Raw genomic sequence first — 25,369 nt, 5'->3', positions numbered from 1 at the left:
GGAATAAAATGAAGACATTAAAGGTCAATATTGTCACTCCCGATGGCCCAGTGTACGAATCTGAAGTGGAAATGGTAAGCACCAAAGCTCAGAGCGGTGAGCTTGGAATCCTTCCAGGACATATTCCAATGGTTGCTCCATTGCAAATCGGTGCCGTCCGTTTGAAAAATGGCAACGACACTGAGCTTGTAGCTGTCAGCGGCGGCTTCTTGGAAGTCCGTCCTGAACAAGTGACAATTCTGGCGCAATCAGCTGAAAGATCGGAAGCGATCGATGTTGAACGTGCCAAACAAGCAAAAAATCGTGCAGAAAGCCGCTTGAACGCGAGCAAGGAAGACATCGACTTCCGCCGCGCTGAACTTGCACTGCGTCGTGCGATGAACCGTATCAACGTCCACGATCGCAATTTCTAAACACCAAACACCAACGCCTTTCCCAACAGGGAAAGGCTTTTTCTTTATGTTCAGTGACTTTAGCACTGTAAAGGAATGGGGGACAGTCCCCCATTCCTTTACAGTGCTAAAGCGCCATCTACCTCTGACAATATTTACAGTTTCATATGATAGGCTGAAATATTTGTAAAATTTGTTCCTGGGCTGTTTACTTGTGCTACAATAGGGTATATGTCGAAATTTGGGGTAATTTAGGACCGATTTTTACATAGATGGATTAAAGGAGTTATTAATCATGTTAGAAGGATTCGGGCAGCAGGCAATTATTAATATGCTGGTTCATTTAACTTTTATAGCCCTAAGTTTTTGGGCTTTGCAGGCTTTGAACTTTGATAAGTTTTTGAGGGCCAGCCGTATATTCCAGGCAAGGCTTTTGTTTATCCTGATGTCCATTGCATTGGGATCGATTGTCGGAAACTTTTTTCTGGATTATCTGATGTGGTCACAGCAGCTGCCATTCATTTTGCAAAGTGTCACCAATTTGTAAAAAAGTAGGCCGTTGTACATGTGTTCAAAAATGTCAGGATTGAGTATGATTTCTATTGTGTGTTTCTTTTCACAAGCTTGCACAAGCCCGTTATTGCAGCGCGAGAATAGAGTTGTCACGAACTTCAAAGATTAATCTAAAATATATAGAGCAATAAGAAAAGATAAAGCCTCGAGAATATGTAAAAAGATGACGACAATTCCCAAGTATGTTCCTCCCTTTACAGGAAACACTGTGAATAAGGGGGAGAGAACATGAGTAGATATAAGGTTTTATTGCCGGCAATATTACTGGGGATTAGTTTGATGATGATCGTCAGCGGGAAATATACGAATGCATCCAATCGGCCTTTAGATATAGAAAAGCTTGCATCAGCTGTTGAAAAAACGGATGGAAAAATCACTGAATGGTCTCTATATGCAAGGGAAAGCTTAAATTTCTCCACGGATAAAGGTTTTACCACTTATGCTGAAACTATGCAGAAACAAAACCCGGACTTTAGTTGGATTTATAACCAAAATAATGAAGGTCATGAATTAAAAGGTTTAATTCGTCATGAATCCGGGGTAGAGACTATCAAGATGGTGATGACGGAGACCGGCAATCACTACCAATCGTATCTAATATACGAATTCCGCGGAATGAAATGGAATCATCAAACGAAACAAATCATTCAAGACCATTATTTTCCTAAAGTGAAAAATCTTTTCACAGGAGAACCTTTAATTTTCTCTTGTATCAAAGGCGAATTCAGTGATACACTTGACGGAGTTTTATCAAAGCAATCAAACAAGTTACTTTCTATCTTAGAGGCAAATGAATTGGAATCATTGAAAGAGAACGATTTTTATTCGATATCGGCTTATTCTAATACATTCGAACAGAAAGTGCCAACCGAACATCAATACATGAACTTGCAACTAGGCCTGAGGAAAAAAGGATTGGGCGCACAGACAACCTTTGTCATTGGCACACCCATCCTTACGATTGAATATTAATATAGAGAAATTGGACGCGGAGGGGAATACTCTTGGAAAAAATCATCGTCCGCGGCGGCCAGAGACTGAACGGCACTGTTAAAGCAGAAGGTGCTAAAAATGCTGTTTTGCCTGTGATCGCTGCTACATTATTAGCTAGTGAAGGAAAGAGCGTCATTAAGGATGTACCAACTCTCTCCGATGTATATACTATCAATGAAGTATTACGTCATTTAAATACAGATGTTACTTTTTCAAATAACGAGGTTACTGTTGATGCATCAAGAGAGTTATTTGTAGAAGCTCCATTTGAATATGTACGCAAGATGCGTGCGTCTGTCCTTGTCATGGGATCATTGCTTGGCAGAACCGGCCGTGCACGTGTGGCATTGCCAGGCGGCTGTGCAATTGGTTCCAGACCGATCGACCAGCATCTTAAAGGTTTTGAAGCAATGGGAGCGAAAGTCAAGGTCGGCAATGGCTTCATTGAAGCTGAGGTTGACGGCAGACTGCAAGGTGCGAAAGTGTATCTTGACTTCCCAAGTGTAGGTGCAACAGAAAACATCATGATGGCCGCTGTTTTGGCGGAAGGCACAACTGTGCTTGAAAATGTTGCAAAAGAACCTGAAATTGTAGACCTTGCAAACTTCCTGAATAAAATGGGTGCAAACGTAAAAGGTGCTGGTACAGGTACCATCCGCATCGAGGGTGTAGAACGCCTTTATGGTGTAGAGCATAATATCATTCCTGACCGCATTGAAGCAGGGACTTTCATGGTTGCTGCCGCAATCACGCAAGGTAATGTGCTTGTTAAGGGAGCAATTGCAGAGCATATGTCTTCCCTTGTGGCAAAAATGGAAGAAATGGGCGTAACGATCATTGAAGAAGCAGAAGGCTTGAGAGTCATCGGACCTGAAAAATTAAAGGCTGTTGACATCAAGACAATGCCTCATCCTGGTTTCCCTACGGATATGCAGGCCCAAATGATGGCCTTGCTGCTTCACGCAGAAGGAACCAGTGTCATTTCGGAAACTGTATTCGAAAACCGTTTCATGCACGTGGAAGAGTTCCGCCGTATGAATGCAGACATCAAAATTGAAGGACGTTCTGTGATCATTAACGGACCTGTTTCCCTTCAAGGTGCAGAAGTCGGTGCGACAGACTTACGTGCAGCAGCTGCTCTTACCATTGCTGGACTTGTCGCAGACGGATACACTCGTGTAACGGAACTGCAGCACTTAGACCGCGGCTACGTAGACTTCCACAAGAAACTGGAAGGAATCGGAGCAGACATCGAGCGTGTCAAAGAAGTCGAAGAAGAAAATGACGTTACAGCTAACGACCAAATCATCACTGACCTTAATGCATAAATAGATCTTGTTGAAAAGCTCTGCAGCCGCAGAGCTTTTTCAATTGTCAGAATAACATACCATCCACTGGAAATAAACTAACTTGCCCACTCGCTTTAGTCCTTTAAAGCGTTGGGGGACAGTCCCCCAACGCTTTAAAGGACTAAAGCGCTCCAGAAATCAAACAAATTTTCTTCGAATCTAAAGTTATAATTGCTTGTCCACGGCCATACATATGAATTGAGGTGAAGAAGTGCAAGCTTCTTCGCTTTAATCATTCATATGGAGGCATCGGACATGAAGCAGTTCAAACCAGTAATCATTACAGTCGCAATCCTAATGGCCATTACATTTCTAGTCCCCACACTTGTTGTCCTTCCTTTTTCAAGTGATGAAGCAAGCAGTGAGCTGGATGAAAACACAACGAAAAAACCGGATCAGGCAGCTCTGTTGGAAGACTCAGTAGAGGTGGCTGTATTCAGGGCCGGAAAAGAAATCATTGAAAAGCTTCCGTTAGAAGAATATGTCATCGGAGTCGTCGCAGGAGAAATGCCTGCAGATTTTGAAATAGAGGCCTTGAAAGCACAAGCACTTACAGCGAGGACCTTCATCGTCAATCAAATGATGAGTAAAGATGGAAACCTCCCTGAAGGAGCAGACGTAACAGACACGGTCACTCATCAGGTATATAAAAACAAGGCAGAGCTCCAGCAGCAATGGGGTCCTGATTATGATTGGAAAATGGAGAAAATCACAAAAGCAGTCCTGGAAACCAAGGGGAAGATCCTGACCTATAATGGGAACCCGATCTCAGCACAATTTTTTTCAACCAGCAATGGTTTTACCGAGAACTCAGAAGCCTATTGGGCCAATGAAGTTCCATACCTCAAAAGTGTCGAAAGTCCATGGGATAAAGAATCACCGAAATTCAATGCACAGAAGGTCATATCGATCACCGAGTTTCAGGAGAAGCTGGGCATCACCCTTGGAGGAGACGGATCGGTGGGGACCATCACTGATAGAACACCGGGCCAGCGGGTCGGCAGTGTCATCATCAGCGGCAAGGAATTTACAGGAAGGGAAATCCGGGAAAAGTTGGATTTGAGATCTTCTGACTTCACCTGGTACCGAAAAGGGGATCATATTGTCATCACAACCAAAGGCTTCGGCCATGGAGTCGGGATGAGCCAGTACGGTGCCAACGGTATGGCGAAAGAAGGAAAGACTTACGAGGATATTGTCACTCATTACTATAAAGATGTGAAAATAACAGCATCGGATACAATCCTAAAGCAGTTTACCGCTAAAAAATAATACAGAAAAGGAGCTGTCCTCAAGGGCAGCTCCTTTCGTTTTACCTTAATGTAATTTCATCCGGAGCCATTCCATTCCCCTGGCAAGCGGATGTTTTTTATTTCTGAAATAGGTACGGTTCACAATCAATAGGCAAACCGCTACACCGAATAAATCTTTCGCCGCATCAATGAGCGTTGCAGAACGGTAGGGGACAAACGACTGGTGAATCTCATCTGTCAATCCGTAGAAGCCTGCAACCATTGCAGCAATGAAGCTGGCCATATAAGTCAAACGGTTGTGGACCAAAAGAGCAAGAATGAACAAAACATAAAGAATCGCAAATTCAATCAAGTGAAGCGACTCTTTGAAGATCCGGTCAAAGCGATCATGCTCCATTTTAATAATCATATCATCCGGGTTCCCCGACATAAACCAAATCAATCCCATATATAAAAACGGAGCAGTGGTCAGCCCCCATTTAATGAATTTCCTCATGAAGCAATCCTTCCTTATTAGGTATTCTTTTAGTTATTTTACCACTAACCCAGTTTTCTTCCATACAAAATAAGAAAATGTGATAAAACATACATATTTAAGATGAGTTTGTCGAAAGATAAGAAGTAAAAAATTTTTTTAAGGAGATGTATATATTCTTTTCAAAGTGTTCAGAATGATTGCTGAGGTGATGAAAATGAGAGAGGAAGAAAAGAAACAACCTTCTCAGAAATTTTTTAAGAAACGTTGGGCATACCCAGCAATCTATTTGGCAAGTGCAGCAATCATTATTACAGCAATCCTATGGTATCAAGCAGCTGGTAATGATGTTGCAGAAGATCAGGAACTAGGTTATGACGATGTTCAAACTGGTAATGAGTTTGATCGTCCAGCAGTCGAAGTCAACCGGACAATGGAAAATTTCGTAATGCCAGTAGCTGATGAAAATGAAGTGACGATCGCAAAAGGATTCTACGATGTGAACGCTTCAGAAGAAGAGCAAGAAGCTGCATTGGTTGTCTATGACAATCAGTATCATCCGAACCAAGGAATCGATATCTCACTTGGCGGAAAAGACTTTGAAGTATTAGCTGCAATGAGTGGTACAGTTACAAAGGTTCAAGAAGATTCATTGCTTGGAAACATGATTGAAGTCGAGCACGACAAGGGAATCGTTACACGTTACCAATCAGTCAAGGACTTCGCGGTTGAAGTAGGCGACGCTGTAAAGCAAGGACAAAAACTTGCAACAGCTGGCCAAAGCTTGTTCAATGAAGAAGCTGGAATTCACGTACACTTTGAAATCCGTAAAGACAATGTTGCCGTTAATCCACAAGACTATGTAAATAAATCACTAGCTACACTTCAAGAAGTATCTTTCGAAGAGAAAGCAGCAAATGATGAAGCCCAAGCAGAAGATCAGGAAGAGACAGATGTTCCGGATGCTGCTGACAGCCAAAGCGAAGATGGTGCTGCTGCTGAAGAAAGCACTCAAAGTGAAGAAGATGGATCAGATTCCGCTGATGAAAGTGGAACTGAAGACACTGACACTGAAGACAATGCTGACCAAGGTACTGATGAAGGAACTGAAGATAACAGTTCTGAAAACGAATAAATTTAAACAAGGGGTTGTCCAAATTGGACAGCCCTTTTTGGTTGTAAAAAAATTTCCGGGGAAATTCGACGTCCTAATTATTCTCGTGAAAAAACAATTTGTCCACTATGAATAATTATTATCTCTCATTAAAGATATTTCAGAAAAATAAATACATATATCCCTGTGGAAATGAACAAATCTTTGTCTACAAAAACAGCTTGACGATGTACCATAAAATGTTAATAATATCTCTATGAATAAATATTCTGAAAATTAAATATTCTATTCTTACAACTAGAAGGAGGGAAAAGGTTGCTATTATATTTAGGTTTTATTCTCATCACTGGACTATGCCTCGTCCTGGCTCTTAAGAAAAGAAAGGTTTTCTTCCTGGCCATCCCATTTGTATCTTTATTTGGGTATGGAGTCGTCCAAGTGGTTCTCGTCCCTTTGCCATTCGTTGACACCGTTAAGTTTATTTTCAGTTTGTCTTAAAAAAGGAGGATTTCTATGAAAAAGATTGAGAAGGGAACGGCTGATCAATATTTTAAGGAAAAGAACAGGTATATTGCTCTTTATTTGGTCGTTTGGTTTCTTTCATCGTTTGGGGTGGTGTTGTTTGCGGACAGCCTGACAGATGTGACGATCAATGGCTATCCGTTCCATTATTTCATGGGTGCGCAGGGTGCAATTTTGATTTTCATTATTTTGCTGTTTGTTAATGCCAAGGTTAGTGATTCCATTGATAAAAAATATGGGATTGATGAAAGCAAGAATGAGAGTTTGAGTTATGGGAAGACGCTGGATCATTAAAAAATATGCAGGTGATTTCCGCTCCAGGTGCACGACTCCGCGGGGCGGGCGTTGAGCCTCCTCGGCTTTGCCTGTGGGGTCTCACCTGTCCCGCTAGTCCCGCAGGAGGTCATGCACCTTCCGCTCCAATCTAATAGTTATGCGGCTATCAAAATAGTAGCCATCACCTTCTAAATAAGGAAAGGAGTTATTTGGACTACATTTTCTCGCTAATCGATCACAAATACACATTCAAAAAGAAACTCCAAAAATGTAAACGCTTCACCCATTACATGAAGGAAAGATAAGGGGGACCATGATGGATTTACAGTTTATTGTTTCTACTGCCATTATTTTAGCTACTTTTGCTCTTTATATTGGTATTGCGGTTTATAACAAAGCGAAAGAGACTTCTGACTTTTATGTTGCCGGGCGGGGGGTTCCGCCGGTTTTTAATGGGATGGCCATCGGGGCTGACTGGATGAGTGCCGCTTCCTTTATCGGGCTGGCGGGGACCGTCATGATCCTTGGGTATGACGGGCTTGCCTACATTATGGGGTGGACAGGAGGATACCTGCTGTTGACATTCCTGCTGGCACCGCAGCTTCGTAAGTATGGGCGCTACACGGTACCGGAATTCATCGGGGACCGTTACAACAGCCATACGGCGCGCGTCATCGCTGCTATCTGTACAATCATCATTTCCTTTACGTATTCAATCGGTCAGTTATCAGGTTCCGGGGTGGTTATCGGACGCCTGTTTGAAATTGATGCCAAGGTCGGCACGATGATCGGGGTTGTCCTGATCGCCTTCTATGCGGCATTCGGGGGTATGAAGGGGATTACCTGGACCCAGGTGGCTCAGTACATTATCTTGATCATTGCTTACCTTATTCCAGTCATTTTTATGAGTCTTCAATTGACAAACAATCCGCTTCCTTGGATTTCATATGGGGAGCTTATCGGTAAAATGGGTGAACTGGACCGGGAGCTCGGCATCTCGGAATACTTTGCTCCGTTTACGAACGGAACCAAGTGGCAGTTCATGGCGTTGATGTTTACGTTGATGGCGGGTACAGCTGGTCTTCCGCACGTTATAGTCCGTTTCTATACGGTATCGACGATGAAAGCGGCACGCTGGTCGGGAGCATGGGCGTTATTGTTCATCGGTCTCCTGTATCTTTCCGCTCCTGCCTATGCTGCGTTCTCCCGCTTTATTTTAATGACAAAAGTTGCAGGGCAGAGAATCAGTGAACTGCCAAGCTGGACAACGTCATGGGTCGATACAGGCAAGCTGCAGATTGCAGATGCCAACGGAGATGGAATTCTTCAATGGACAGAGCTTGTCATCTCCAATGATATCGTCGTTATGGCAACACCTGAAATTGCGAATCTGGGTGTGTTTGTTATCGGTCTTGTTGCTGCCGGCGCAATGGCGGCTGCATTATCTACAGCAGGAGGACTGATGATCGCGATATCATCTTCCTTTGCACATGATATCTACTACCGTGTTTTCAAGCCGACAGCGACAGAGAAGAACCGTTTGGCCGTTGCCCGCTGGTCCATTGTAGTAGCAACCGTACTCGCCGGACTGGTGGCCTTGAATCCTCCGGGAGTTATTACACAAATTGTTGCATGGGCCTTCGCGCTCGCGTCAGGTACATTCTTCCCGGCACTCGTCCTTGGTGTATGGTGGAAGCGTTCAAATGCGGCAGGGGTCATCTCTGGGCTGCTCGTCGGCCTTGGAGTTACCTTGACGTACATCTTCCTTGCAAGGGAAGGAATGACGATGTTTGGCATCATTGACACAGGTGCAGGTATATTCGGAGCAATTGCCGGGTTCCTTACAAACATCATCGTGTCACTGTCTACTAAAGCACCATCACAAAAAATCCAGGAAGAAGTTATCGACCTCCGCTATCCTGAGCAGATGACGTTCAAGGACGGAGAAGTCTGGATCAATGACGATGCAACAATCAGCAAATAATGAGAAGTGGAAGCAGGCTGTACTCCTCCATCCCTTATTGTCAGGGATGGAGAGGGGTGCAGCCCTTTCGCTTATAGACAAAGGACGAATAGAAGAGTTCAACGCGGGAGAGACCTTTTTATACAGCGGGGAAAGGCGTACAGGGATTTACCTGATTCTTGAGGGCAAGGCAGAAGTTTTTGTGGAACGGGAAAGCGGAAGGCAGGAAGTGCTGGAGTTGATTGATAAAGGGGAAGCTGTCGGCCTTTCCAGTATCCATCAACTTTTTTCAGAAGGAGAAGAGGCATCTACCGTAAACGTGAAGGCGGTGGAAACAAGCATTCTTTTTTTTATAGAATTCAATTCTTTAAAGGCCTATTTGCCGCAGGTTACTGATTATCTGCTGAATATCACCGCACACCGCCTTCAGGATGTCTATCAGTCTCTTTCACATCAATTAAAAATAGGTGAAAGATTTCCGAGTAACATGACGGTGTTTGAAAGAATGGGAGATCTTATCCGGCGTCCGCCTGTCTGTATCGAAGCCAATCACTCTCTGGGAGAAGCGGCCAGGCAGATGGGGAAAGAGAAGGTCGGCTCACTCGTGGTGATGGAGGGTGAGAGCTTGGCAGGTCTGATAACGGAAAGGGACCTGGTCAGGCATGCTTTTGCAGAAGGCAGGGGTCCCGGAATTAAGGTATCAGAGATTATGAATGCCAAGCCGCCAATTATAGAAGCTGAAGAATACTATTATGAGGGACTTGCCAAGCTATTGAGCGGCCAAAGCAAGTATTTGCTCGTTCAAGAACGTGAAAAGGTAACAGGTGTCGTAACCTTAAAAGACTGTATGAGACGCAGCAACGAGGGTGCGCTTCTTTCGTTTAATGAAGTGGAAGACCTTGACTATCCGGTTGAGAAGCTAAGCGAGCTTTCAGCGGGTTTGTCTGCTTTTCTATGGAGGTCCAGCACGCCTGTTTTCCGTTCTATGGAAATGATGACGAGCCTCCATGACAGGATTTATAAAAGGATGATAAGGCAAGTAGAAAGCGAGTTCAAAGAGGAGACTTCCGGCGGCTACTGCTTCTATGTGATGGGTTCTGCCGGGCGCAGGGAGCAGTTTTTCATGTCGGACCAGGATCATTTCCTGGTTTATGAAAAAAAGGAGGATCAAGCTTATTATTCTACCTTTGCGCAAAGGCTGGCGGAAAGACTGGTACAGGCAGGATTCAGCAGGTGCGCAGGTAATATGATGGCTTCCAATCCTCAGTGGCGAGGAGACTTGCTGCAGTGGGAAGAGATGATAAGGAAGTGGTCTGTTCATTCAGACGAACAAACCTTGTTAGGCGCCCATAACTTCTTTGCCTACAGGCTGCTGGCGGGGAGTCCCGCTCTTCATCACGCTTTTGAAAGAATGGCAGCAGAGCAGCTCCAGAGAGGGAAAATATTTTTATACAGAATGGCGCAAAGCATAAAGGCGGTTCCGGAATTAAACAGTTCCATCCGTTCGTTTCTCGGAATGACCAGAAAGGAAATCGATCTCAAAAAAGAAATACTGTTCCCTTTTCACCACAGCCTTCAGGTCCTTCATCTATCACATGGTGGGAGGAGCGGTTCGGTGCTGGAAAAGATGTCTTACCTTAAGGATAAGCAGGTATACTCAAGTGACTTCCATGAAGAGCTGCTTTTGGCATTTCATGACCTGTTCAAACTCCTCGTCGATTATAAATCCAAACACCCGGAGACCGGCAGCAAGCTGTCCCTCCACTCCCTCTCGACAATGCAGAAAGAAAGGCTGTATTACAGTGTGGAAAAAATCAAGGAATTTTAGAAGCTTGTGCAAGGGCATTTTTCTGTTTGATTTACAACTGAAAAGAAGGTGATGATTTTCTTTTACACAAGAAAAAAAGCAGAAATTCCTCTGCTGAATGAAAAAATTCCGTTATCCACGCCGATAGATAATCTGAATTTTATCGTGTTCGACACCGAAACAACCGGATTCCATGTGAACGGTCCAGACCGATTAATTGAAATTGCGGCAGTAAAAGTAAAAGGAACAAGGGTTATCCAAGAGGATACCTTTCAATCATTCGTCAATCCCCATCGACAAATTTCTCGGGAAATAACTCGCTTGACCGGTATCACAGAGGAGGACACCATGGATGCTCCCGACTCAAAAGAAGCGGTTGAGTCTTTCCGTGAATATGTAAAGGAAGCAGCCCCTGTCTGCCTTGTCGGCCATTACGTTTCCTTTGATGTGCAGGTGTTAAAAAGCGAGTACAACCGGAACAGCCTGGCCCTTCAGAATCCTAAAGCCATTGATACCCTGAACCTGATCGGCTATCTGGCACCATCGAAAGTAATGAGGGACCTGGAAAGGTACGCTCAGGATTTCGGCACGAGGATTTACCCGCGGCACCGGGCAATCAACGATGCTCTAACGACTGCGTACCTCTTTTCAGAGCTTCTTTTATTGTTAAAAGACAGGGGGATCAACACATGGGGGGACCTTAGTAATATCAGTCCTTAAAAAAGATTTCAGAAAATAATGACTAAACACTTGTCCTTATTCACTTATTCGTGCATATATCTTGACCATGCTTAATAAAATGATACAAACCTGACAAAAAAGAGAGTGTTTGAGGTGAAGAGTCGTTTGTTCACACAGAGAAATAGGCCATCGTCATGTTCATATGTTGTAGTGCCAGAAAGCCGAGAAGCAGTAAATAAAGCTTTCTGCCGCAAATAAAGCAGCAATTGCGGTTATCCAGTAGATACTTTAGCGAGAACGAGTCTCATTTCACACTTCTCCATCCAATTTAGGGAGGTAGAGTGGTGTGCACGATTACATCAAAGAGAGAACAGTAAAGATTGGGAAATATATCGTGGAGACAAAGAAAACCGTTCGTGTCATAGCGAAGGAGTTTGGCGTATCGAAAAGTACAGTCCATAAAGATTTGACAGAGAGATTGCCTGAAATCAATCCGGAACTCGCAAACGAAGTAAAAGATATCCTCGATTATCATAAATCAATCCGCCATCTCCGCGGTGGGGAAGCAACCAAGAAGAAGTACAAAAAAGATGAACTTGAAATCAATTAAAAAGTACCAGGTATCAAGATGTATATGATACCTGGTATTTTTAGTTTATTTAAAAAACGACGAATCTTTTACGAGAAAATTAATAATCAGAATGGATGTGGGTGATTATTCAGAATGAGTCATGAGGTATGATAATCCTAACATTGGTCCAGATATAAATTTGCACGAAAACGTTAACTTTTATAATTGAATGCAACTGAACGTAGTTTTAACTCAATATAGAAAACACGAAAAACCGGTAGATTGAAGCGGAGTCGCGCACCTGGAGCGGAAATCATAACCGTATACTTTTAAACAGTACATGAACTTCTCTGGAACACTATGAAATGTCATGTCATTTATTTTTCACGAATATGTTTTTCTTGACAAAAATTAGACAATTAGTACCTGTTTTCGACATATATATGGTAAAATAATAAATTAGGTGAAGTTTTTTCTATTCCCTGTTTTAGACTGATTAAACATACGACGATACATCTTTGATACTAAAATATATTGATATTATGACGCGTTGAAATGAAGAAGGGAGAAACGAAACAGATGCTAGCGAAAGATATTGGAATTGACTTAGGAACGGCGAATGTATTGATTCATGTAAAAGGAAAAGGAATCGTTTTGAATGAACCATCCGTTGTGGCAATTGACCGTACGAACAATAAGGTCCTTGCTGTAGGTGAAGAAGCGAGACGCATGGTCGGACGTACACCTGGTAACATTGCAGCAATGCGCCCATTGAAAGACGGCGTCATCGCAGATTTTGATGTAACAGAATCAATGCTGAAGCATTTCATCAACAAACTGAATGTAAAAGGTTTCCTATCCAAGCCTCGAATCCTGATCTGCTGTCCGACAAACATCACAAGTGTCGAGCAGAAGGCGATCAGGGAAGCGGCTGAAAAGAGCGGCGGCAAAAAGGTTTATCTTGAAGAGGAGCCAAAGGTTGCAGCGATCGGTGCCGGAATGGATATCTTCCAGCCATACGGCAACATGGTAGTCGATATCGGCGGCGGTACAACAGATGTTGCGGTTCTTTCCATGGGAGACATCGTAACGGCATCTTCCATTAAAATGGCCGGAGATAAATTTGATGCTGAGATCCTCAGCTATATCAAAAAAGAATACAAACTGTTAATAGGAGAACGTACTGCAGAAGATATCAAAATCAACATCGGTACTGTATTTCCAGGATCACGTGATGAATCCATCGAAATCCGCGGCCGTGACATGGTATCCGGACTTCCTAGAACTATCACTGTCAGATCTGCTGAAATTGAAGGTGCCCTTCGTGAGTCTGTTGCTGTAATAGTACAAGCTGCGAAAAACGTGCTGGAAAGAACGCCGCCAGAACTGTCTGCGGACATCATCGACAGAGGGGTCATCCTTACAGGCGGTGGAGCTCTTTTACATGGAATCGATCAGCTTCTTGCTGAGGAATTAAAGGTACCGGTCCTTGTGGCTGAAAACCCAATGGACTGCGTGGCCATCGGTACAGGCATCATGCTTGAGAATATCGATAAAATCAGCAGAAGAAAGATTGGCTGATACCAATAACAACCAATTGACATAAACACATAACATTTCCAAAAATGTTCCGATATAATGAATGGTAGATAAAATGTACGGAAAAAGAGGTGCCCAAAATGCTGCGCGGATTTTATACTGTTGCGTCCGGAATGCTTTCCCAACAGAGAAAAACGGAAATGCTGTCAAACAACCTTTCTAATTCCAATACTCCAGGGTATAAAGCAGACCGGTCTTCGATGAAGGCTTTTCCGGAAATGATGCTGTCTCTACAAGGGCAAAAGCAGAATATCCCTACCCAGACCGGTCTTCAATTGCCAATATCCCAGCAAGTGGGGCGTTTAAATTCAGGTGTATACATGCAGGAAACGATGCCGGCATTTTTACAGGGGGATCTCCAGGAAACGGAAAGATTGACGGACGTTGCCCTTGTTGATGGCACTATCCCTGTCGATCCTGAAACGGGTCTGAGCGGCAGCGTGTTCTTTACTCTCCAAGGCGGTGATGGAACACCCCGTTACACCCGTAATGGCAACTTCACTTTGGATGGACAAGGTTTTTTAACATCATCTAGCGGTTTATATGTTCTTGATCAAAATGGACAGCGTATTCAGCTGGCGTCGGATGATTTTAAAATTACCGAAGAAGGTAGAGTGCTGGTAGATGAGATTGAATCCGCCAGACTTGGTATGGGATTTGCTGTAAATTCATCCAGGCTGATCAAAGAAGGGGACGGGTTAATCAGAGCGGAGAATGATGAGCCGCTTCCGGATGCTTACACCAGTGGTGCGACCTTCAGAATGCAGCAGGGTTTTATCGAACGTTCGAATGTGGATACAGCCAGAACGATGACAGACATGATGACCGCTTACAGATCGTTTGAAGCGAACCAAAAAGTTTTACAGGCATACGACAGAAGCTTGGAGAAAGCAGTAAATGAGATTGGCCGTGTCAATGGCTAAAGGAGGGGACTGACCGATGAACCGTACAATGATCGGTGCAACCAATACATTGAACCAGCTGCAAAAACAGATGGATATTATCGGGAATAACCTCGCGAACAGCGACACGAACGGCTATAAGCGCCGGGAAGCCATGTTCTCGGAAATGCTTTTCCAGCAGGTCAATAACCAAAGGGACGAAAAGGAAAACAACAGCAATGGCCGAATGACGCCTGTGGGAATCCGTCAGGGTGTCGGTGCTCGGCTTTCACAGTCTGAAATCAACCTGGCTCAAGGTGCCCTCAAGGCAACTGGCAGGACCCTTGATTTTGCCCTCACCTCCCGCAATCAGTTCTTTAAGGTGCTGGTTCAAGGGGAAGAAGGAGCGGAAGTAGGATACACAAGAGATGGTGCATTCTATGCAAACCCGGTTGGCAACGGTGAAATGATGCTTGTGAATGGACAGGGCCATGCTGTTCTTGATGAAAATGATAACTTTATTACTTTTAATGAGGACATCAAGAATGAAGATATCATCCTCAGGGATAGCGGACAGTTGACTATCGGCGGCCAGCCCTTTAATCTTGGAATAGTGTCAGTGGAGAAGCCGCAATTCATGAAGCAAATCGGACAGAATCTGCTGGGACTTCCTGATAATTTGGATGGGCTCGGCGTTAATGAGAATGAAATCCTGACGAATATGAATGGTGCCTTAAGGAACAATATAGGACTTGCTCAAAGTACATTGGAAGGTTCTAATGTGGATATCGGAAAAGAAATGACGGATATGCTGAATGTACAGCGGGCTTATCAATTCCAGAGCCGCTCCATATCAATGGCCGATCAGATGATGGGACTTGTGAACGGAATCCGTTAAAAGGAGTTAAAACAATGACTGAAAAAGAGATTCTGCAAGAAGAGAGTAAAACAAGAGAAGAAATCAAAGCAGAAAAAAAGACCAATAAGAAAAACAGAGCTGAAGAAAAGCCGGGTAAATGGGTAAGAATCCGTCTGCTTCCAATCTGGCTGCGAATCATTCTTTTTGTCGTGCTTCTTGCGGGAAGTCTCATCGGAGGGGCCATGGTCGGTTATGGAGTCATCGGGGACGGCAAACCGATGGATGTACTGGAGAAGTCAACCTGGCAGCACATTGTTGATATCGTCATGCAAGAGGAGTAAATATTTTAATGTTCTAAAGCGGTGGGGGACTGTCCCCCACCGCTTTAATGCGTTAAAGGGTTTTTTGGTGTTAACTCGAAATCACTTTTTATCCAAGAGGAATTCAGGTAGAATGTATAGAAGAAAAGATACATAAAGGATTAAGGAGGCATTTTGATGCTTGATATTACACAAATCAAAGAGATTATCCCTCACCGTTATCCGTTTCTTCTGGTGGACAAAATCATTGAAGTAGAAGAAGGAAAAAAAGCGGTAGGAATCAAAAATGTAACAGCAAACGAAGAGTTCTTCAATGGACACTTCCCTGATTACCCTGTTATGCCGGGAGTACTGATTGTGGAGGCACTTGCGCAGGTAGGAGCCGTGGCTATGCTGAAAAAAGAAGAAAACAGGGGACGCCTCGCTTTCTTCACAGGGATTGATAACTGCCGTTTCAAGCGTCAAGTAAAGCCTGGAGACCAGCTGCGCCTTGAAGTTGAAATGGTACGATTCCGCGGCGCCATCGGAAAAGGAAAAGCCGTTGCAACAGTAGACGGTGAAGTGGCTTGTGAGACCGAAATGATGTTCGCTCTAGGTGAAAAACAAGAATAGCATCAAACCCAAAGTCCAGCGCTGTAGCCGCTGGACTTTTTAACGCTTTAAAGGAGTGGGGGACAGTCCCCCACTCCTTTAAAGCGTTAAAGTGCCTCCGCGAAAAATTATATAAAAGTGAATGCAAGTTTCCAAAAATGTGGGGCATGCTATCAAAAGACCGCAGAGATAGGTCTCAAAAATTCTTTGTAATGAAAGGAGTCATACACAATGAATAAAAAGCTTTTAGCTATCCTTGGTGGATCAGCACTTTCCGCAATGCTGCTGGCAGGTTGTAACGCAGATCAGGAGCCGCCGCCGGAAGATAACGAAGCACCGGTTGAGGAAGAAGTTCCTGGAGATAATAACGGGGACATGAACGACAACGGAGATATGAACGATAACGGCGACATGGATATGGATACAAATGACGGCGAAGGCAATATCTCTGAAGATAACAACGGTGAAATCGACGACAATGAAAACGGCGATATGGGCGACGACGATGGTGAAGGCCCTGCTGATGAGCTTGAAGATGAACTTACAGATGACGAAGACGATAACAACAATCAGTAATATGTAACCGGAGCCGGTAGTTTACCGGCTTTTTTACATAGTTTTCTTATTTGGACTTATTTTTTCTCCTCCAGTAAGCTTGTCGCGTTTGATTTCCATGAGCATACGAAAATGGATAAACTCCTCCTTTGTCAGTCCCTTACTTATTGCTTCTTGTAATAAATCTATCCACTCTTCTTCGAGGTTGGCATCAGCATTATTACTATCAAGTAATAAGTCTAATGGAACTTCTAATGCAGCGGCAATTTTATCAAGGACTTTTAATGAAGGATTCTTTTGTATATCTCTTTCAATTGAGCTGATATAGGATTTTGATATGTCTGCCTTTGCTGCCAACTCGTTAATGGTAAGACCTTTGTTTTCTCTTATTGACCTTATTCTCTCACCTACCATAGTCTAAACTCCTTTTAAAAAGAATTACCCTATCCTAATTCATTATAACGAACATTTTAAAAAAGGGAAAGTCTATATAATTAAGTTTTATCATAAAAATAAGAGAAAAACAAAGAAAATAGTTCTTTATTAAGAATAAGTGAGCGGATTTAGAACTTTAATAAAACAATTCATTATAATAAACTTAATACACCTTAATAATGAACAAAGAGAAAGAGGTGTTAAAGTGTATAAAAAGAACTGCCAACGTTGTGGACGATCTTCATACAGTGCGGTTGAATCAGGTGAATGGAAATGTCCATATTGTGGAATAGATTTAGCTGGTACTCCTTTCTTTAACCCAACGAGTTTCAATCAAATTAACCAGAGGGTTATCCCTTTAAAAGAAAAGTTGCATACTTACAGTAAGTCTTTCCTATGCAGGACCCCTTCAGTTCGACAAAAACCCTATAAATAACGAGAATCAATTACTTGTTTAGTTTCAATATGTCAAAAAGTGTAAAATAAAATAGGAAAAAAGTTTCTTTCTGCGGCAAATTTTTACACAAAATAGGTTTTTGTAATTAGTATAATGGTTATAGTTAAGTAACTGGTTAGCCAAAGGGTGAAGTCAGATAAGGGCAAACTCATTGAAAGGTGAGGACGCAAAGTCACAGATCTAAGACAGTTAATATTGTTATGATGGCTGGACTGCCTGAAATACGAGAAAGTATTTTAGGAGGAGATTTATTTGTTGGAAAAAGAGTTGGATTTGGAATGGGTCGGCTTAATTAAAGAGGCTATTTCTGTAGGGGTCACCAAAGAAGAAATCCTGGAGTACCTACATAGGAATAAAAAAGAGACGAATATACTTATAAAGTAGCAAAGCTTTTCCCTGTGGAATAGGGAAAAGCTCTTATTTTTGATTCAACTTCCATTTATTAAATTCAATGAATTCCCGGAATTGCTCTTTACTGATTCCCGATTCCATAGCCTGTTCTACAATATTGACCCAATCTGAATCTATATGTTTATCTTCCACAGTATCATATAATAAAGAATCAACAGGAACATTTAACGCTTTGGATATTTTTTCCAAAAATTGAACTGATGGATTCTTTTGCAAGTTTCTTTCGATTGAACTTAAATAAGACTTAGCAACTCCCGCTTTATCTGCAAGCTCTGTCATCGACATCTTTCTTTCTTGTCTAAGCTTCTTAACTCTTTCCCCGATCATTACCGTTCACATCCTGTACGTATAATCATCTTTATCTATTGTATTATACCACAAAGAATATGGATTTTTTAAAGATGAATGTCATTTTTTGTCTGAAAATTTAATTTGTTGTTTTTGAAGCGGCCGCCAATCTAGGCTTTGAGCGCATTTTACTCTTAAATTCTTGTACAAGGACAGCGCCTTCTAAGCCTTTTTCAACCAGGTCATCCAGCAAGAGCTCGGCATATTCATTACGCATTTTCTTTAATTTCCCTTCAAAAAGAACACTCAAGTGAAAGTCCATCGTTTTAATGCAGCTGATTCTGGTCATGAAAGCAGCTGGGTCATTCTCGGGATGTGAGATAACAACTTGGACTTCAAGATCATCTGCACATTGCTGAGCCTCACGGAAAAAGTCATAGTATTCCTTGTCCATGCATCCTTCAATAAGCCATGTGCCTTTATTGTCTTCTTTATTAATAATTAAACCGTCCACAATTTCTATATCTTTAAGATCATCGTTTTCAACAACTTGAAGAGTGATTACTTTAAAGGTTTTCATGAACGATCCTCCAATTTTAGTTTGTACAAATTATAACATAATGGGAAATTAAAACCTAATGATGGATAAGTATCTTAACCTGAATTTTTCTACTACCATACAAATATGCAAATTACCCAGCTCCAATATTTTCTCATAATTTTCTTCATTTGTGTAAAAATATTGGTGTTGAAACAAGACATAAATAATTGCCGGTAAAATTTCTATATTATTGGAAAGTTTAACATTTAATTTTTGATCAGGAGGGGATAAAATAGACTTGCGTTCTTTATTAAGCACAGACGGTCCGTTGTTTTTATTGGAAGTCTTCACGGGCATTAATTAATTAAAACCTTGAAAGCGGGTGGGCACCATGAGGCTGGCTCTTCATTTATTAGCTGTTCTTAATATCATTGATGGAATAATTACAATGCTGGGTTTAGAGGCAGGATTTATTGAAGAAGCCAACCCGCTTATGGCGGTTCTATATAAAACCCATCCATTCCTTTTTATGGGAATTAAATTATCCTTCTCAGCCTTTATATATGTTTTTATCTACTATGATAATTTCCCGGCAAAAAAATGGTTAACTTCATTAACATATACCGCCGTATCCCTCTACACCTTTATCATTATCCTCCATACAACTTGGATATCACATGCTTTATTGAATTAACCCATTCCCGCAGCGGGGGACAGTCACCATTGAGGGACTGTGGTGAATTTTAACAAAAGGAGAATTTCTCTATTACGAGTTTTTTTCTTTCACTTGAGTTTGAAAAACAGGTTTTAGTCTTGAGAAAATAGCATTTTTGCAACAGCCCCTTATCAGAAATAAGTTTTTATTGATTTTACATCAATAACTAAACCATTTATCCTGTACTTACCAACGAAAGAAAAGAGGTGAGAGAACATGATAAATCAGGTCACGTTGGTAGGAAGATTGACGAAAGATCCGGAGATGCGATACACCGCTGAGGGGAAAGCGGTGTTGAATGTCACTCTTGCGGTCAATCGTCAGTTCAAGAATCAGTCAGGAGATTATGAAGCTGATTTTGTACTTTGCACGATGTGGAGGCGGGCGGCTGAAAACACGGCAAGGTTCTGTAATAAAGGATCGGTTTTGGGTGTGGTGGGGCGCATCCAGACCAGGAATTATGAAAATGACCAAGGGAAGCGAATCTATGTAACGGAAGTAGTGGCGGAACAGGTGAAATTCCTGGATGGAAGGCCGACTCAGCCAGCCAAGCCATTACCGCAGCCACAATCACAATTACAATCACAGCCGCAATCAAGGAATCCGGAAGCGGAGAAGGCCTTGCCGGTATTCTAAGGAATAATCAGTTTGGTTTATGACTAAATATGGAGGGCGTCCATAATGAATAGAAACGAATCGACGGAAAGATTGATTGAAGATCTGATAAGGAAACTGGCAAGGGCCAATGTAGAACTGTATTACCTTTCACAGCGGGTTGCACTGCTTGAGAAAGGAGCCTCCTCAGATAAACCCCTGGATACTGCGAATAGAAAAATATCTTTCATGACAAACTCACACAAAGCCAATTAAGTTCGGAAAGTCTTGTTTTATTTCATAACCTGAAACTCCGCATCAACCATCTACTTATTCTGCACAAATAGAAATTCAATATCTATACTTCGTTATCCACCTCACTATTTGCCGGTTCTTCATGGAGCCGGCTTTTTCTTATGGCGGGTCACTTTACCCCTTTAAAGCGATGGGGGACAGTCCCCCATCGCTTTAAAGGGGTAAAGGATGCATCCAAGAAAAACGCAAACCCTTCAATGGGGTTTGCGTTTGTTTTATTCGAGTGATAACAAGCTGTGCAGTTCGCGGTCGGAGAGCTCGGTCATCCATTGGTCGCTCTGGATGATTTCGTCGTTAAGTGCCTGTTTTTTCTCGAGCATTTTATCGATTTTTTCTTCTAGTGTTCCGGAGGCGATCATTTTATGAACGTGGACGAAGCGGTTCTGGCCGATTCGGTAGGCACGGTCGGTTGCCTGGTTTTCGACTGCCGGGTTCCACCAGCGGTCATAGTGGACAACATGGTTGGCGGCAGTGAGGTTCAATCCGGTACCTCCGGCTTTTAATGACAAAAGGAACACAGGGAATTCGCCATTTTGGAATCGTTCTACCAGGTTGTCACGCTGAGTTTTTCCCATGCTTCCATTCAAGAATGGTACATCGATACCAAACTTCTCTTTCATGACGTCCTGGATCATTTCACCCATGGAAATGTACTGTGTGAAAATCAGGCAGGCTTCCCCGGAGTCCAGTACAGCTTCAATAATCTCCACAAGTTTTCGCATTTTCTCGGAGCGTTTCTCAATATGGGCTGGCTCCGGCTCTTTCAAGTAGAGGGCAGGGTGATTGCAAAGCTGTTTCAAGCGGTTCAGCATTTGCAGGACGAGTCCTTTCCGCTCGAACCCGCTCAAAGCTTCCAACTGGGCAAAGGTATCTTTAATGAGCTGCTCATACAGTGACGCCTGTTCAGCGGTCAAAGCACAATACTCTTTCTGCTCGATTTTATCCGGCAGATTGAGTTCGACTTCCGGGTCCTTTTTCGTCCGGCGCAGCAGGAACGGCCTAATTTTAGCCTGAAGCTCTTTTACTTTGGATTCATTTTCATCTTTTTCAATTGGGACTATATATTTCTTCTGGAACTGCGTGAATCCGCCAAGATAGCCGTGATTCAAGAAGTCAAAGATTGCCCACAGCTCGGACAAGCGGTTTTCCATCGGTGTTCCTGTCAGAGCGATATGGTGCTTGCCTTCAAGTTTCCTGATGGCTCGGGACTGTTTCGTATTGGCATTCTTGATGTTCTGCGCTTCATCAAGGGAAATCGCTGTCCATTCGATTGTTTCCAGTTCTTCAAAATCAAGATGGGACAATCCGTAGGAAGTCAGGACCACGTCGACATCCAGGAGGCCCCGTGCAAAATCGATCCCTTTATCACGGTTGGAACCGTAATGTAATTGAACCTTCAAATCCGGTGCGAATTTTTCAAGCTCGCGCTGCCAGTTCCCAAGAACTGATGTTGGTGCAATGATTAATGCCGGTGCCTGAGGGTTTTCCTTCAATTTCACCTCTTGCAGATACGTAATCAGCTGAACGGTCTTACCAAGGCCCATGTCATCAGCAAGGCAGGCACCGAACCCATATCTGCGCAGGAACAGCATCCAGCTCATTCCCTGCTGCTGATAAGGACGCAGCTCTCCTTGGAATTGTTCAGGAGTCGGAACAATCGGCACTTCTGCTGTATTGTTGAGCGTATCGATCATTTTTTTCATCGAGCGGTTCAGGTCGATTTGGATCTTGGCAAACTCGTAAGGATCATAGTCGTCTTCGCCTGCAAGCTCGTCGTCTTCATCCCGAGGAACCAGCTGCTGTTCGAGCATATCCTGGATCGAAATGCCTTCTTGTTTTGCTTTGATCATCAATTCCTGGATGCGGCGGATCATCGCCGGATCGAGCTTCATCCATTGGCCCCTGATTTTTACGAGACGGCGCTGGTCATCCACGAGATTTTGAAAATCCTCTTCCGAGAGGTCGACACCGTTCATCGAAAGCCGCCAGTCAAAATCGAGCATGGCATTAAGTCCTACAAAGGAAGGTCGGTATGAGCTGTCAGTGTTTTTCACCTTTGCTTTCACCGTCATCTGGGCATCCTTCATCGCCTGCCACCATGCAGGGAGGAGGATTTCAATGTCGAGATCAAGGAATTTTTCGCTAAGAATGGTCAGGAAATCCCATGCGTCATGCTCGTCAAGGGAATTCCGGACTTCGCCGCCCTGATCCAGAAGCGGCAGCATTTTCATCCAGCGTTCCTGCTCCTCTTTTATCGACGCTAAATGCTTTTTATAGGAAGGAGGCAGCTTGTCTTCTCCAAGAGAGTAGACCTTATCGGTGCGCTTTTTATCCCGTAGAATGGTTTCAAGCTCCCAAGGGTCGTGCTCCTCCAATGGTTCTGTGAGACGAAGGCCCAGTGTAAAGGGTGCTTCATCTTCTGTCAGGCCGACCCATTCACTCCATTTTTCTTCGTCAAAATAAGCATGAAGTTCCTCGGGTGTCAGCGTGCTGTCTTCAAGTTTCTTCAAGCGGGTGAAGAGATGGTCGCTGCCTCCGGAGGAAAGCGACTGGCGTACGGCCCGCTGATACCAGTCGGAAACGAATTCTTCCGCGGATTCTTCGCCAATGTCCTCCTGCCAGAACTCCTCGGAGAAATTATCCCAAAGTTCATCGGGAACCTGGAAGGTAAGGCCATTCTCGGCCATGTCTTCAAAGCGGGGAATCCACTTGCCCTCCTGGATCGAGTCATACATGATCGGTGCGACGGCAAGGCACTTCTGCCCCAGTTCATCCCAGTGCCAGTCAATCATCCCGCTGAAGGATTCGTCGGCTAAAAGTAAAAGGAGGTCCCAGCTTGAGACTTCGATTCCTTTTCGGGTCCCGGACTCCCGTGAGGTCACCATTGTCCCGTAAAAGCTTGGTTCGTGCCAGAGGAACAGCTGGCTTTTCCAGTCATCAACGGGCACATCAAAACCGCTGTCATTCTCACAGTAAAGGAAGAAGCGTCCGTTTTCCAAAGGCTCTAGGTACACATGCAGCATCCGTGTTTTAAGCATCGATCAGCTTCCCCTTTCTGCATTCTTCATGGAACGCACGAAGACGTTTTGTTTTATCTAAAATCAAATCCAAGTACATTTCCCATTGGTCGGTTTTCTTGAGCTTTTTATACAGTGTCCGCAGTCTCTTTAGATATTTGACCGCCTGTTTATAGTTATCACGGCTTCTGCCGGCGAGATAATGCTCGATTCCTTCATGATAGAGGGGGAGGACAAGCTGCGGAGCTTCCTTCGCAGCATCGCGTAGTCCGAGGTTATCCATTTCCCTCAGCTCATACCCGACAAAGCGCTGCAGCTCGACCCACTCCCGGTAGGACTTTGAACCAAGGAGGAAGTCGTTGTACCAGGAATAGCTGTACGGAAGAAGGGCGACAAGCAGTTTTCTGAGAAGAGCATGCTCATTTTCCATCATCCAGTCAAACGGCATTGTCCGCAAAAACCAACGGGTGAAGGCGGCACTGTCGTAGGAAGGCAGGCTGTTGACATAGGCAGGCACCTTCGGAAGGATGCTTTTCAAGAAGGCAACACCCTGCTCGTGTTTTTTATTTTGAAAAAGCTGCTCCAGCCAGAAATCGGAGTAGGGGACTATTTCAATACCCAGTTTCTCGATTTCTTTTGCTGCCGCCTCGTTTTCTTCCAGCATAATATATTGATGGAGCAAGGCCAGGGAGTAGAAGAGATCTTCAGGAGATCGTTCCTCCTGAAGCCTTTCAACCTCTGCCTGGCGCCAAGCCTTCTTCTTAAAAAGGAAGTACCAAAGGAAGCGGTAGATCTCCGCTTTTGCCAGTGTACTATTTTCGGTTGAAGCGGTAAGCTCTTCTGTCTTTCCTTTTAAAAATTCGATAAAAGGGTCGAAACTGAACGGCATCGCATGCACCGAAAGCTGTTTTACGCTGTCGAACATTTCATCTATCAAAAATTCGTAGTGGGATGTGTCAGCATTTCTTCCTTTAAAAAACATCATCATCCGGTCGAAACTTTGAAAAAGAAAGAACGTTGCGTAGAGCTTGTAAAGCGGCTTCCATTCCCGTTCGAAGGGAGCGTCTTTCATCAGCTTGCGGAAAAAGTTCTGGATATGGAGGTCCAGCAGGTGGGACTGGCGGTGAAAAGCATCCTTATCCCACTCATCAAATTGATATTGAAGGAAGTCCCACCATTCTTCAGGTGTGTCTCCGCGCTGCTTGCGGTCTTTCAGCAGGTCGCTGGCTTTTTTGATGGAGCCTTCGTGTTTCTTAAGAATATCCTGCAGGTTTTCCTTTTTTTCAGGAGGAGCGGCTGCCTCTGATTGGCTTGTTTTTGTCCGCCATTGATGAATCCAGTTGGTCACCGGGGAAGCTTTGCTGAATACAGCAAAAAAAGCAGCCATGCGGTGGCGGCACCAGACTTGGGCGGGACATGCACACTTGCTCAGCCGTGGGAATTCCAGTTCCAGGGTTACCTTGACCGGCGTAACATCCTGGACATCCGCTGTGATGCTGTCATCATGAAATTTAATATTGGAAACAAGATTCTGCCGGTAGAGCAGCAGTCCTTTTTGGACGATATTCTGCTTCTCGCTGCCGTACGGGAGTTCTTCCAGCAAGTAATCGCTTAATGGTGTCAATTTTTCCTGTAACTCTTGTGCATTCATAAGGATTCGCCGCCTCCTGACTGATTCCGTTCAAAAATTAACCATTCTTTTATTATAACGCAAATCAGCAGGAAAATGGAGAGCGGGGGAGATTAACAAATAATCGGTTTTGAAGAAGATGGCACATCATCACTTTAAAGCAGTGGGGGACAGTCCCCCACTGCTTTAAAG

General features: G+C 43.6%; 29 protein-coding genes and 1 riboswitch. Of the genes, 23 read left to right on the top strand and 6 right to left on the bottom strand.

Annotated features, from left to right (window positions below; all coding sequences use genetic code 11):
- Window positions 1–8: 8 nt before the first annotated feature.
- The 5 genes from ACOJQI_RS21770 (at window position 9) to spoIID (ending at window position 4,579) form a co-directional block, all read left to right on the top strand.
- Window positions 9–413, top strand: coding sequence for a F0F1 ATP synthase subunit epsilon (locus ACOJQI_RS21770; RefSeq protein ID WP_421382060.1), 405 nt, complete (start codon window positions 9–11; stop codon window positions 411–413).
- A 274-nt stretch (window positions 414–687) separates the two neighbouring features.
- A complete protein-coding gene (locus tag ACOJQI_RS21765) occupies window positions 688–939 on the top strand; it encodes a DUF1146 family protein (RefSeq protein WP_421382058.1) in 252 nt (83 codons plus the stop codon).
- Window positions 940–1,193: 254 nt separating this feature from the next.
- Window positions 1,194–1,937: a YwmB family TATA-box binding protein gene (locus ACOJQI_RS21760; RefSeq protein ID WP_421382056.1), complete on the top strand. Its 744-nt coding sequence runs from the start codon at window positions 1,194–1,196 to the stop codon at window positions 1,935–1,937.
- A 32-nt stretch (window positions 1,938–1,969) separates the two neighbouring features.
- Entirely contained in the window at window positions 1,970–3,286 is a 1,317-nt protein-coding gene (gene murA, locus ACOJQI_RS21755) for a UDP-N-acetylglucosamine 1-carboxyvinyltransferase (RefSeq protein WP_421382054.1), read from the top strand.
- A gap of 276 nt (window positions 3,287–3,562) precedes the next feature.
- Window positions 3,563–4,579, top strand: coding sequence for a stage II sporulation protein D (gene spoIID, locus ACOJQI_RS21750; protein WP_421382052.1), 1,017 nt, complete (start codon window positions 3,563–3,565; stop codon window positions 4,577–4,579).
- 45 nt (window positions 4,580–4,624) lie between these two features.
- Here spoIID and ACOJQI_RS21745 read toward each other — a convergent pair whose 3' ends face one another.
- Entirely contained in the window at window positions 4,625–5,056 is a 432-nt protein-coding gene (locus tag ACOJQI_RS21745; RefSeq protein ID WP_421382050.1) for a VanZ family protein, read from the bottom strand.
- Window positions 5,057–5,252: 196 nt separating this feature from the next.
- On the opposite strand from ACOJQI_RS21745, the gene ACOJQI_RS21740 reads away from it, so the two are divergent.
- The 13 genes from ACOJQI_RS21740 (at window position 5,253) to ACOJQI_RS21680 (ending at window position 16,795) form a co-directional block, all read left to right on the top strand.
- Entirely contained in the window at window positions 5,253–6,170 is a 918-nt protein-coding gene (locus tag ACOJQI_RS21740; RefSeq protein WP_421382048.1) for a peptidoglycan DD-metalloendopeptidase family protein, read from the top strand.
- A gap of 294 nt (window positions 6,171–6,464) precedes the next feature.
- Window positions 6,465–6,647 carry a hypothetical protein gene (locus tag ACOJQI_RS21735; protein WP_421382046.1) on the top strand — a complete coding sequence of 61 codons (183 nt, stop codon included), beginning with the start codon at window positions 6,465–6,467 and terminating at the stop codon, window positions 6,645–6,647.
- Between the two features lie 15 nt (window positions 6,648–6,662).
- On the top strand, window positions 6,663–6,965 hold the full coding sequence (locus ACOJQI_RS21730) for a DUF4212 domain-containing protein (RefSeq protein WP_421382044.1): 303 nt from the start codon (window positions 6,663–6,665) through the stop codon (window positions 6,963–6,965).
- A gap of 298 nt (window positions 6,966–7,263) precedes the next feature.
- Window positions 7,264–8,931, top strand: a complete 1,668-nt coding sequence (locus ACOJQI_RS21725; RefSeq protein ID WP_421385534.1) for a sodium:solute symporter family protein — start codon at window positions 7,264–7,266, stop codon at window positions 8,929–8,931.
- Window positions 8,906–10,738, top strand: a complete 1,833-nt coding sequence (locus ACOJQI_RS21720) for a DUF294 nucleotidyltransferase-like domain-containing protein (protein WP_421382042.1) — start codon at window positions 8,906–8,908, stop codon at window positions 10,736–10,738. The genes ACOJQI_RS21725 and ACOJQI_RS21720 overlap by 26 nt, the downstream gene beginning before the upstream one ends.
- A 51-nt stretch (window positions 10,739–10,789) precedes the next feature.
- Window positions 10,790–11,437 (top strand): PolC-type DNA polymerase III, encoded by a 648-nt coding sequence (locus ACOJQI_RS21715; protein WP_421382040.1) that lies wholly within the window; start codon window positions 10,790–10,792, stop codon window positions 11,435–11,437.
- 307 nt (window positions 11,438–11,744) lie between these two features.
- The gene (gene spoIIID / locus ACOJQI_RS21710; RefSeq protein WP_006838368.1) at window positions 11,745–12,008 is read left to right on the top strand and encodes a sporulation transcriptional regulator SpoIIID; all 264 of its coding nucleotides are present in this window, start codon (window positions 11,745–11,747) and stop codon (window positions 12,006–12,008) included.
- A gap of 540 nt (window positions 12,009–12,548) precedes the next feature.
- On the top strand, window positions 12,549–13,550 hold the full coding sequence (locus ACOJQI_RS21705) for a rod shape-determining protein (protein WP_421385533.1): 1,002 nt from the start codon (window positions 12,549–12,551) through the stop codon (window positions 13,548–13,550).
- Window positions 13,551–13,648: 98 nt separating this feature from the next.
- Window positions 13,649–14,491 carry a flagellar hook-basal body protein gene (locus ACOJQI_RS21700; RefSeq protein WP_421382037.1) on the top strand — a complete coding sequence of 281 codons (843 nt, stop codon included), beginning with the start codon at window positions 13,649–13,651 and terminating at the stop codon, window positions 14,489–14,491.
- A gap of 16 nt (window positions 14,492–14,507) precedes the next feature.
- Window positions 14,508–15,347 carry a flagellar hook-basal body protein gene (locus ACOJQI_RS21695; RefSeq protein ID WP_421382035.1) on the top strand — a complete coding sequence of 280 codons (840 nt, stop codon included), beginning with the start codon at window positions 14,508–14,510 and terminating at the stop codon, window positions 15,345–15,347.
- 14 nt (window positions 15,348–15,361) lie between these two features.
- On the top strand, window positions 15,362–15,649 hold the full coding sequence (locus ACOJQI_RS21690; RefSeq protein WP_421382033.1) for a DNA-directed RNA polymerase subunit beta: 288 nt from the start codon (window positions 15,362–15,364) through the stop codon (window positions 15,647–15,649).
- 156 nt (window positions 15,650–15,805) lie between these two features.
- Window positions 15,806–16,240 carry a 3-hydroxyacyl-ACP dehydratase FabZ gene (gene fabZ / locus ACOJQI_RS21685; protein ID WP_409252228.1) on the top strand — a complete coding sequence of 145 codons (435 nt, stop codon included), beginning with the start codon at window positions 15,806–15,808 and terminating at the stop codon, window positions 16,238–16,240.
- A gap of 210 nt (window positions 16,241–16,450) precedes the next feature.
- Window positions 16,451–16,795 carry a hypothetical protein gene (locus ACOJQI_RS21680; protein ID WP_421382031.1) on the top strand — a complete coding sequence of 115 codons (345 nt, stop codon included), beginning with the start codon at window positions 16,451–16,453 and terminating at the stop codon, window positions 16,793–16,795.
- A gap of 33 nt (window positions 16,796–16,828) precedes the next feature.
- On the opposite strand, the gene ACOJQI_RS21675 is transcribed toward ACOJQI_RS21680, so the two are convergent.
- Window positions 16,829–17,188, bottom strand: coding sequence for a helix-turn-helix domain-containing protein (locus ACOJQI_RS21675; RefSeq protein WP_421382029.1), 360 nt, complete (start codon window positions 17,186–17,188; stop codon window positions 16,829–16,831).
- A gap of 139 nt (window positions 17,189–17,327) precedes the next feature.
- On the opposite strand from ACOJQI_RS21675, the gene ACOJQI_RS21670 reads away from it, so the two are divergent.
- Together ACOJQI_RS21670 and ACOJQI_RS21665 are read left to right on the top strand one after the other, a co-directional pair.
- A complete protein-coding gene (locus ACOJQI_RS21670; protein ID WP_421382027.1) occupies window positions 17,328–17,645 on the top strand; it encodes a hypothetical protein in 318 nt (105 codons plus the stop codon).
- Between the two features lie 152 nt (window positions 17,646–17,797).
- Window positions 17,798–17,886, top strand: a riboswitch (cyclic di-GMP riboswitch).
- Window positions 17,887–17,918: 32 nt separating this feature from the next.
- Window positions 17,919–18,050 carry an anti-repressor SinI family protein gene (locus tag ACOJQI_RS21665; protein WP_421382025.1) on the top strand — a complete coding sequence of 44 codons (132 nt, stop codon included), beginning with the start codon at window positions 17,919–17,921 and terminating at the stop codon, window positions 18,048–18,050.
- Window positions 18,051–18,083: 33 nt separating this feature from the next.
- Here ACOJQI_RS21665 and ACOJQI_RS21660 read toward each other — a convergent pair whose 3' ends face one another.
- Both ACOJQI_RS21660 and ACOJQI_RS21655 read right to left on the bottom strand, forming a co-directional pair.
- Window positions 18,084–18,404, bottom strand: coding sequence for a helix-turn-helix domain-containing protein (locus ACOJQI_RS21660; protein ID WP_421382023.1), 321 nt, complete (start codon window positions 18,402–18,404; stop codon window positions 18,084–18,086).
- Between the two features lie 100 nt (window positions 18,405–18,504).
- Window positions 18,505–18,945, bottom strand: coding sequence for a YwpF-like family protein (locus ACOJQI_RS21655; RefSeq protein ID WP_421382021.1), 441 nt, complete (start codon window positions 18,943–18,945; stop codon window positions 18,505–18,507).
- Between the two features lie 352 nt (window positions 18,946–19,297).
- Between ACOJQI_RS21655 and ACOJQI_RS21650 the strand changes: the two genes are divergently transcribed.
- The 3 genes from ACOJQI_RS21650 to ACOJQI_RS21640 all read left to right on the top strand — a co-directional run bounded on the left by ACOJQI_RS21650 (window position 19,298) and on the right by ACOJQI_RS21640 (window position 20,491).
- Window positions 19,298–19,600 carry a DUF5658 family protein gene (locus tag ACOJQI_RS21650; protein WP_421382019.1) on the top strand — a complete coding sequence of 101 codons (303 nt, stop codon included), beginning with the start codon at window positions 19,298–19,300 and terminating at the stop codon, window positions 19,598–19,600.
- Window positions 19,601–19,837: 237 nt separating this feature from the next.
- Entirely contained in the window at window positions 19,838–20,257 is a 420-nt protein-coding gene (ssb, locus tag ACOJQI_RS21645; protein ID WP_421382017.1) for a single-stranded DNA-binding protein, read from the top strand.
- Window positions 20,258–20,302: 45 nt separating this feature from the next.
- Entirely contained in the window at window positions 20,303–20,491 is a 189-nt protein-coding gene (locus ACOJQI_RS21640; RefSeq protein ID WP_421382015.1) for a hypothetical protein, read from the top strand.
- Window positions 20,492–20,745: 254 nt separating this feature from the next.
- Here the strand turns inward: ACOJQI_RS21640 and ACOJQI_RS21635 are convergent, their stop codons facing one another.
- Both ACOJQI_RS21635 and ACOJQI_RS21630 read right to left on the bottom strand, forming a co-directional pair.
- Window positions 20,746–23,568 carry a DEAD/DEAH box helicase gene (locus tag ACOJQI_RS21635; RefSeq protein WP_421382013.1) on the bottom strand — a complete coding sequence of 941 codons (2,823 nt, stop codon included), beginning with the start codon at window positions 23,566–23,568 and terminating at the stop codon, window positions 20,746–20,748.
- Window positions 23,561–25,198, bottom strand: a complete 1,638-nt coding sequence (locus ACOJQI_RS21630; protein WP_421382011.1) for a hypothetical protein — start codon at window positions 25,196–25,198, stop codon at window positions 23,561–23,563. Before ACOJQI_RS21630 ends, ACOJQI_RS21635 begins: the two co-directional genes overlap by 8 nt.
- Between the last annotated feature and the right edge of the window lie 171 nt (window positions 25,199–25,369).

It is taken from the genome of Bacillus salacetis (assembly GCF_049177075.1).
GTDB lineage: Bacteria > Bacillota > Bacilli > Bacillales > Bacillaceae_B > Rossellomorea > Rossellomorea salacetis_A.
This window is presented reverse-complemented; position numbering and strand designations above follow the sequence as displayed.

Coding starts and splice junctions, on each gene's coding strand:
- ACOJQI_RS21770 (WP_421382060.1), top strand. CDS start 9: ATGAAGACATTAAAGGTCAATATTGTCACTCCCGATGGCCCAGTGTAC.
- ACOJQI_RS21765 (WP_421382058.1), top strand. CDS start 688: ATGTTAGAAGGATTCGGGCAGCAGGCAATTATTAATATGCTGGTTCAT.
- ACOJQI_RS21760 (WP_421382056.1), top strand. CDS start 1,194: ATGAGTAGATATAAGGTTTTATTGCCGGCAATATTACTGGGGATTAGT.
- spoIID (WP_421382052.1), top strand. CDS start 3,563: ATGAAGCAGTTCAAACCAGTAATCATTACAGTCGCAATCCTAATGGCC.
- ACOJQI_RS21745 (WP_421382050.1), bottom strand. CDS start 5,056: ATGAGGAAATTCATTAAATGGGGGCTGACCACTGCTCCGTTTTTATAT.
- ACOJQI_RS21740 (WP_421382048.1), top strand. CDS start 5,253: ATGAGAGAGGAAGAAAAGAAACAACCTTCTCAGAAATTTTTTAAGAAA.
- ACOJQI_RS21730 (WP_421382044.1), top strand. CDS start 6,663: ATGAAAAAGATTGAGAAGGGAACGGCTGATCAATATTTTAAGGAAAAG.
- ACOJQI_RS21725 (WP_421385534.1), top strand. CDS start 7,264: ATGGATTTACAGTTTATTGTTTCTACTGCCATTATTTTAGCTACTTTT.
- ACOJQI_RS21720 (WP_421382042.1), top strand. CDS start 8,906: ATGACGATGCAACAATCAGCAAATAATGAGAAGTGGAAGCAGGCTGTA.
- ACOJQI_RS21715 (WP_421382040.1), top strand. CDS start 10,790: ATGATTTTCTTTTACACAAGAAAAAAAGCAGAAATTCCTCTGCTGAAT.
- ACOJQI_RS21705 (WP_421385533.1), top strand. CDS start 12,549: ATGCTAGCGAAAGATATTGGAATTGACTTAGGAACGGCGAATGTATTG.
- ACOJQI_RS21700 (WP_421382037.1), top strand. CDS start 13,649: ATGCTGCGCGGATTTTATACTGTTGCGTCCGGAATGCTTTCCCAACAG.
- ACOJQI_RS21695 (WP_421382035.1), top strand. CDS start 14,508: ATGAACCGTACAATGATCGGTGCAACCAATACATTGAACCAGCTGCAA.
- ACOJQI_RS21690 (WP_421382033.1), top strand. CDS start 15,362: ATGACTGAAAAAGAGATTCTGCAAGAAGAGAGTAAAACAAGAGAAGAA.
- fabZ (WP_409252228.1), top strand. CDS start 15,806: ATGCTTGATATTACACAAATCAAAGAGATTATCCCTCACCGTTATCCG.
- ACOJQI_RS21680 (WP_421382031.1), top strand. CDS start 16,451: ATGAATAAAAAGCTTTTAGCTATCCTTGGTGGATCAGCACTTTCCGCA.
- ACOJQI_RS21675 (WP_421382029.1), bottom strand. CDS start 17,188: ATGGTAGGTGAGAGAATAAGGTCAATAAGAGAAAACAAAGGTCTTACC.
- ACOJQI_RS21660 (WP_421382023.1), bottom strand. CDS start 18,404: ATGATCGGGGAAAGAGTTAAGAAGCTTAGACAAGAAAGAAAGATGTCG.
- ACOJQI_RS21655 (WP_421382021.1), bottom strand. CDS start 18,945: ATGAAAACCTTTAAAGTAATCACTCTTCAAGTTGTTGAAAACGATGAT.
- ACOJQI_RS21650 (WP_421382019.1), top strand. CDS start 19,298: ATGAGGCTGGCTCTTCATTTATTAGCTGTTCTTAATATCATTGATGGA.
- ssb (WP_421382017.1), top strand. CDS start 19,838: ATGATAAATCAGGTCACGTTGGTAGGAAGATTGACGAAAGATCCGGAG.
- ACOJQI_RS21640 (WP_421382015.1), top strand. CDS start 20,303: ATGAATAGAAACGAATCGACGGAAAGATTGATTGAAGATCTGATAAGG.
- ACOJQI_RS21635 (WP_421382013.1), bottom strand. CDS start 23,568: ATGCTTAAAACACGGATGCTGCATGTGTACCTAGAGCCTTTGGAAAAC.
- ACOJQI_RS21630 (WP_421382011.1), bottom strand. CDS start 25,198: ATGAATGCACAAGAGTTACAGGAAAAATTGACACCATTAAGCGATTAC.